Origin of the sequence: Janthinobacterium aquaticum (assembly GCF_009208565.1) — a bacterium.
GTDB lineage: Bacteria > Pseudomonadota > Gammaproteobacteria > Burkholderiales > Burkholderiaceae_D > Janthinobacterium.
This window is the reverse complement of sequence record NZ_WFLK01000028.1, coordinates 1-6228: the sequence shown is the minus strand read 5'-3', so window position 1 is coordinate 6228 and position 6228 is coordinate 1. Positions and strand designations below refer to the sequence as shown.

The 6228-nt window shown below is 58.9% G+C and carries 5 protein-coding genes; 1 reads left to right on the top strand and 4 read right to left on the bottom strand.

The window, feature by feature from the left end; genetic code table 11:
• Positions 1 to 169 precede the first annotated feature (169 nt).
• On the bottom strand, positions 170 to 1249 hold the full coding sequence (locus GCM43_RS25390) for a tartrate dehydrogenase (protein ID WP_152248660.1): 1080 nt from the start codon (positions 1247 to 1249) through the stop codon (positions 170 to 172).
• Positions 1250 to 1348: 99 nt separating this feature from the next.
• On the opposite strand from GCM43_RS25390, the gene GCM43_RS25385 reads away from it, so the two are divergent.
• On the top strand, positions 1349 to 2242 hold the full coding sequence (locus GCM43_RS25385; RefSeq protein ID WP_152248659.1) for a LysR family transcriptional regulator: 894 nt from the start codon (positions 1349 to 1351) through the stop codon (positions 2240 to 2242).
• A gap of 3 nt (positions 2243 to 2245) precedes the next feature.
• Here GCM43_RS25385 and GCM43_RS25380 read toward each other — a convergent pair whose 3' ends face one another.
• The 3 genes from GCM43_RS25380 to GCM43_RS25370 form a co-directional block, all read right to left on the bottom strand.
• Positions 2246 to 3721 (bottom strand): DUF3482 domain-containing protein, encoded by a 1476-nt coding sequence (locus tag GCM43_RS25380; RefSeq protein ID WP_226929666.1) that lies wholly within the window; start codon positions 3719 to 3721, stop codon positions 2246 to 2248.
• Between the two features lie 8 nt (positions 3722 to 3729).
• Positions 3730 to 5208 carry a DUF2868 domain-containing protein gene (locus GCM43_RS25375; RefSeq protein ID WP_152248657.1) on the bottom strand — a complete coding sequence of 493 codons (1479 nt, stop codon included), beginning with the start codon at positions 5206 to 5208 and terminating at the stop codon, positions 3730 to 3732.
• A gap of 62 nt (positions 5209 to 5270) precedes the next feature.
• On the bottom strand, positions 5271 to 5855 hold the full coding sequence (locus GCM43_RS25370; protein WP_152248656.1) for a hypothetical protein: 585 nt from the start codon (positions 5853 to 5855) through the stop codon (positions 5271 to 5273).
• Between the last annotated feature and the right edge of the window lie 373 nt (positions 5856 to 6228).

Genomic DNA, 6228 nt, shown 5'->3' with positions numbered 1-6228 from the left:
ATCGACAAAGCGTTGTGTTTGTCAGCTGCGAAGAAGGAAGAGTATGAAGCGTTTGCAGCATTTCGTCAACCTTCTTTTTTCACTCGCTTCACAGTCACTTGCATGTACTGCGTTGCGAGGGACAGAATCATAGCAAGCCGGCCTGCGGCCGGCAAGCTTATTTCAACATTTATTTCAACAATTCAGCAATCGCCATGCCCATTTCGGTGGTACTGGCGCTGCCGCCCATATCAGGCGTGCGCGGGCCATGCTCGAGCACCTGCTCAATGGCGGCCAGTATTGCATCATGGGCGGCCGTGTAAGTGGCGTCGCCATTACCGAGGAACTCGAGCATCATCGCGCCCGACCAGATCATGCCAACCGGATTGGCGATGTTCTGGCCATAGATATCGGGCGCGGAGCCATGTACCGGTTCAAACACCGACGGAAACGTGCGTTCCGGGTTGATATTGGCCGACGGCGCAATGGCAATCGTGCCGGTACAAGCCGGCCCCAGGTCGGACAGGATATCGCCAAACAGGTTCGACGCCACCACCACGTCGAAACGCTCGGGACTCAGCACAAAGCGCGCCGCCAGGATATCGATATGGTATTTGTCCCACTGCACATCAGGAAAGTCAGGCGCCATGTTTTCCACGCGCTCATCCCAGTACGGCATGCTAATCGCGATGCCGTTCGACTTGGTGGCCGAGGTCAGATGCTTTTTGGGGCGGCTTTGCGCCAGCTCAAATGCATATTTCAGGATACGGTCAACACCCTTGCGCGTAAATACCGATTCCTGCAGTACGGTCTCGCGCTCCGTGCCTTCAAACATGCGCCCGCCCAGCGATGAATACTCACCCTCAGTGTTCTCACGCACTACATAAAAGTCGATATCGCCAGGTTTTTTATTCGCCAGCGGGCACGGTACGCCCGGCATCAGCCGTACCGGGCGCAGGTTGACGTATTCATCGAAACGCCGGCGGAACTGCAGCAACGAACCCCACAGCGAAATATGGTCCGGCACTTTATCGGGCCAACCGACAGCGCCAAAATAAATCGCATCAAAATCCTTGAGTTGCTCGAACCAGTCGTCGGGCATCATCTTGCCGTGCTCGAGGTAATAGTCGCAGTTCGCCCACGCCATGGTGGTGAACTCCAGTTCGATATTGAAACGGCGTGCGCAAGCCTGCACGACGCGCAAGCCTTCCGGCATGACTTCATTACCAATGCCGTCGCCGGCGATCACTGCAATTTTATGGGTAGGCACGGCATGCTCCTGTCGATGGGATGATTCATCATACTGGTCGCACGAAGGAATACAATAAGGCATCTCGCAACCCAAGTATTCACGATACATAGACAATTGATGAAAACCACACCCCAGCTCGATGACTTGCGCCTGTTCTGCCTGGTTGCGCAGAAGGCCAGCTTTGCGGCCACCGCGCTGGAACTGGGCATCTCGAAAGCCGTGGTCAGCAAACGCATCGGCATGCTGGAAGACGCCATGCAGGTGCGCCTGCTGCACCGCACTACCCGCCGTGTCAGCGTGACCGACCATGGCGAACTGGTGCGACTATGGGCACAGCGTATCCTGGAAGATGTGGCGCAGATGGGCGAGGCCGTCGCCCAGAGCAAACTGCAGCCGCAGGGCATGCTGCGCATTTGCAGCAGCTCCGGCTTTGGCCGCAATCGGCTGGGGCCAGCCCTGTCGCAACTGGCGCGCCAGTATCCTGAACTGCAAGTGCAACTGGAGTTGCTGGACCGTCCCGTCGACCTGCCAGGCGAAGGATTTGACCTCGACGTGCGCGTGGGCGTGGTACATGAGCCCGACCTGATCGCACATCGCATCGCGCGCAATGTCCGTGTGCTGTGTGCATCACCGGCTTATCTGGCGCAATGCGGCACGCCGACCAGCCTGGCGCAGCTGCGCGAACATCAATGCATCGTGATTCGCGAGCGCGACCAGGATGGCCGGCGCTGGAAACTGCAGGGACCACAAGGCAATCAAACCATCAAGGTCGATGGCGCGCTGTCGGCCAATAATGGCGAGATCGTGCATCAGTGGGCGCTGGACGGCCACGGCATTATCCTGCGCTCGCTATGGGATGTCGAGAGCAGTCTAGCACAGGGCGCGCTGGTGCGCGTCCTGCCAGCCTACCAACAGGAAGCCGATGTGTGGGCGGTCACCACGTCGCGCCTGTCGAACTCGGCAAAAGTGCGCGTATGCGTGCAGTTCCTGCAGCAGTGGCTGCAACAGTAAAAACTAATGCTGCTGCATGCCCGGATACAGGCGCGCCAGGGTTTCCGAAGCAATCGCCGTTATCACGGGTGCGATTCGCTCGGCAGCCAACTGCGGCGTCTGCGCGCGGCGCGCCTCTTTCCACAATTCAGCCAACTGGCCATCGTGACGCGCTACCGCCTGCTCGACCTCATCCTGCCAGAAAGCCGGCGCTTCGCTTTCAACAAAGTTGCCGCGGCCGCGGCCAAAGTGCGCCACTGCCAGATAACGCAGCACGCCTGCGACCACCATCGTACGCAGGAAGGCATCGGTAAATTGCATGGTCGGCTGATTGCGATCCATACCGGAATTGAAGCCCCAGGCGGCGCCGGCAAAGGTCAGCGCGCCAACTACACCGCCAAGCAAGGCGCCGGCGCCCAGCGTCAGGCCGCCCGAAATCAGGTCGGCCGACAAACCGGTTGCTGCGCCCGATACCATCGCCCCGAGCAAACCGGCTTGCGCCTTGTCGATCGGTGCGCGCACGGTAAAGTTGTCACGCACGCGCGTGTTGATCTTGTGCGCATCGGTGGGATCGAGTTTGTGCAGGATCAGCAGCTCGCGCGTGGTTTCGCCATTGCTGGCGTTCAAGCGCGCCACCAGGCCGGCCATGGCTTTTTCCTGGCGCTGCTGCGCCTCGTTCTTGCCGATGCCAACCACTTGCAAAGCCGATTTCAGCAATCCTTTGGCGCCGGTTTCGATGGCCTCGCTGTCCTGGCTGGCTACCGCCAGCTGATGCGACAGCAACTGCATCGCTTGCTCGAAGCGCGCCGTATTGTTTGCCTGCCAGGTGGAAAACAGTCGCGTATAGCCAGCCTGCTGGTGTTGCGGCAGCAACTTGCCGACCGATTCGTAAAACACGCGCTCATGGACCCACGAACGGGCAAAGGCGTCGAGCGCCAGGACTTCGCGCACAATCGGATATTGCTGCAGATGTTCGCGCCAACGCAGTTGCTCGCCTTGCTCAGCGTTGCCGGCGCGCGGTGGGCCCATCTGGTTAAGCAGGACCACCACCGGTTTGCCCAGCCATTCCAGGATTTTCATCTCCGACGGCAGATAACCGGCATCGCGCGGATCTTCCGACGAATTAACCAGGTACAACACGATATCGGCCGCATCCCTGGCCGTACGCAAGGCCTGCTGGCTGAGCCAGAACGGACGGTCACGATAACGGTCCAGCACTTCGCGCAGGAACCAGCCGATCGGATTGCCGGACTGCCCCAGGCGCTTGAGCAGGCGCACCGAATCGCCGAAACCCGGTGTATCCCACAGCTGCAAGACATCGCCCTCGGGCGTGGCCAGCAAGGTATGCGACTCGGCAAAAATCGTGACATGCGCGGCATCGCGTACTTCGCCGATATCGATACCAACGAGCGTGCGCGCCAGCGTGGTCTTGCCGTTGTTAGTATGCGAGATCAGCGCAAACTGGATTTGCACTGCATCGTCCTGGACTGCCTTGTTCATATTGATGCTCATGACTTGCTTGTCGATAACGCCAGCCCGGTACCTGCATCGATCGGATAACGGGCTGACTCATGCAGGTTGACCACGGTGGGCGTGGTTTGATGGAACTGGCAGAACTGCTGCCACAGCGCTATGCGCTCACCCAGGCGCGCGTTCGGTGCCGCCTCGCCGGTATGCTCCAGATAAGCCGACTCATCAAGCAAGACCGCAATGCCACGCGGTGCATGCAGCACCAGGTAGTCGAGAAAAGCGCCGTGATTTTCTTTTTCCGGCGTGGCGGTCAGATTGAACAGCACTGCGGTCAAATTGACTTGCGCATCGTTCAGATTGGTGTCGCGCAAGGCCGCGCCTGCTTCCTCGCCATAAGCGGTCGACGGGCGCAGCATGACATGGCCCTGCTCGCCAAACAGCATGATGGCCAGCTGGCCCAGCGCCTTGTGGCGCGCCTCATCAACAGTAAAACTGTAGGGTAAAACACGCAGCGTGCCGCCGGTGGCGACGCCAATGCTGTCATTAAGCTTGCGGAAATACGGCTGATCGAGGTCGAGTGGGAAATGTCGCGCCAGTCGCGCTGCGCGCCAGTTGCTGGCCGCCGCCAACAGCACGCGCGGCAAGACCACCAGCAGGAAAATTGTTGCCGCATACAGATGCACCCAGCGCGCGCCGCCTTCGGCCGCCGTGGTTTGCGGGAAACGCAGCGCCTCGATCTCGGCCAGCGAAAAACCTTGCAGCGGAAACACGGCGATGGCTGGCGCAAACAGGGTCGACAGCAAGCTATGCACTTGCCCGGCGCCCAGGAACGTGCTTTCCCAGCCGGCCGCATATTGCGACAGAAAACCACGCGCATACAGCGAAAGCACGGCGCCGATGGCAAACATGGCAGCACTCAAGTGGATGGTGCGGCTCAGGCGGGCAGCGGTCAACTTACTGCTGAGATTGCCCCATTCCACCGTAAAATTGAGCAGGCCGGTGGCAAGTACGTGCGGTAATTTGCGCGGCATGCGCAACTTGCCCACGCTCAGCTGGCGCACCAGGCCGGCCTTGGGCCAACCCAGCGGATGGGAAGGAATAAACAGCCAGATCACCAGAGCCAGATAAACCAGCAGGTTCCAGCCGATAATCAACAGCAGCGGCGCCGACAGCAGGTCGACGCGGTGCGGGTCGGTAATGCGGTCGAGTCCTGCGCCCAGCAGCAAGGCAATCACCGGCAAGGTGAGGGCCAGTGTTTTCATGCCGTGTCGGCGTCTGGACAGGCCGGCAAAGGCAGGCGTGCGTTCAGCCAGTCGCTTCAATATCTGTTCGGAACGCTGCTGCAGGAAGTCATCCCCGGTTACCTCGGCCTGCTTGTCCGAAGCCTGCCACTGCGCCAGCTCGCGCGCACTGCGGCTGGCATACATGCGATCCTCTTCGCTGAGAATCTCCTTGTTCTGGTCGGCCTGTTCGATGGCGCGCACCAGTACCACATCTCTCGCTATCTGCTCGTTCATGTTGATCCTGTTCTTGTATGAGACGACAACTCGACAGGCAGATTGTGACGCACTTTCGCATTTCAGGCCAACGCGTCATCCGGTGTATGGCAGCGATACAGCAAGTACAGAATATAAGCTGCAATCCAAGCGGACCATAAGGTATAGCTGAAAGGCTGGCTGGAGCGCATGCCGAGCAACAAACCACACAGCAGAATCACACCTGCCGCCAGCGTGGCCATGCGCGGCTGCGCAGGCAGCCAGAACAAGCACAAACCGAGCAGCCACCAGCAGCTGCCGATATCAGGGCAAGCCATGCCGGCATGGCACATTACGTCAGTGCTGATCGACAACAGGTAGATAGCCAGCGGCACCAGGATCGAGGCGAGCGCCAGTATGCGCAGGGCCGTTCGATAGCGCGACAGCAAGGTACCAGGACGCAGCACTTCGAACACTGCCAACGCGATGGCCAGCAAAGCCAGCCAGATGGCATCAGGCTGCCACTGCCCATGAGCAAGCACAGCCTGGGCGGCCGCCTTGGGCGGTATATGGTGCGGATAAAAGAAGGTGGTAATCCAGACAATTACTACGCCCGACAGCATCAATATGCTGTCAATGCCTTTCGAGGTTTTCAGAAGCTTGAGCTTGGCCAGCATGGTTGCACGCATTCAGTTGGAGTATTAACTGCTATCGTACCGATCCAATATGAAGAGAACATGACGACCAGGGATGTGGCTCTGGAATTGCTGCAGGGTTTTGATTTCGGTCCGGTTAAAGCGTTGATCGGATTATCACGCCAATCGAATCATCACGTAGGTCGGATTAGCGCGCAGCGCGTAATCCGACAACACCGCAGGGTTCAACAATGTTGTCGGATTACGGCCCGGAGGGCCTAATCCGACCTACTCCGACCTACGGACGAAAAAAAACCCGACCATTTCTGATCGGGTTTTTCTCTACTACGAATAACAAGCCTGACAATAACCTACTTTCACACTGGTTGCAGCACTATCATCGGCGCAAAGTTGTTTCACGGTCCTG

Coding starts and splice junctions, on each gene's coding strand:
- GCM43_RS25370 (WP_152248656.1), bottom strand. CDS start 5,855: ATGCGTGCAACCATGCTGGCCAAGCTCAAGCTTCTGAAAACCTCGAAA.
- GCM43_RS25380 (WP_226929666.1), bottom strand. CDS start 3,721: ATGAACAAGGCAGTCCAGGACGATGCAGTGCAAATCCAGTTTGCGCTG.
- GCM43_RS25375 (WP_152248657.1), bottom strand. CDS start 5,208: ATGAACGAGCAGATAGCGAGAGATGTGGTACTGGTGCGCGCCATCGAA.
- GCM43_RS25385 (WP_152248659.1), top strand. CDS start 1,349: ATGAAAACCACACCCCAGCTCGATGACTTGCGCCTGTTCTGCCTGGTT.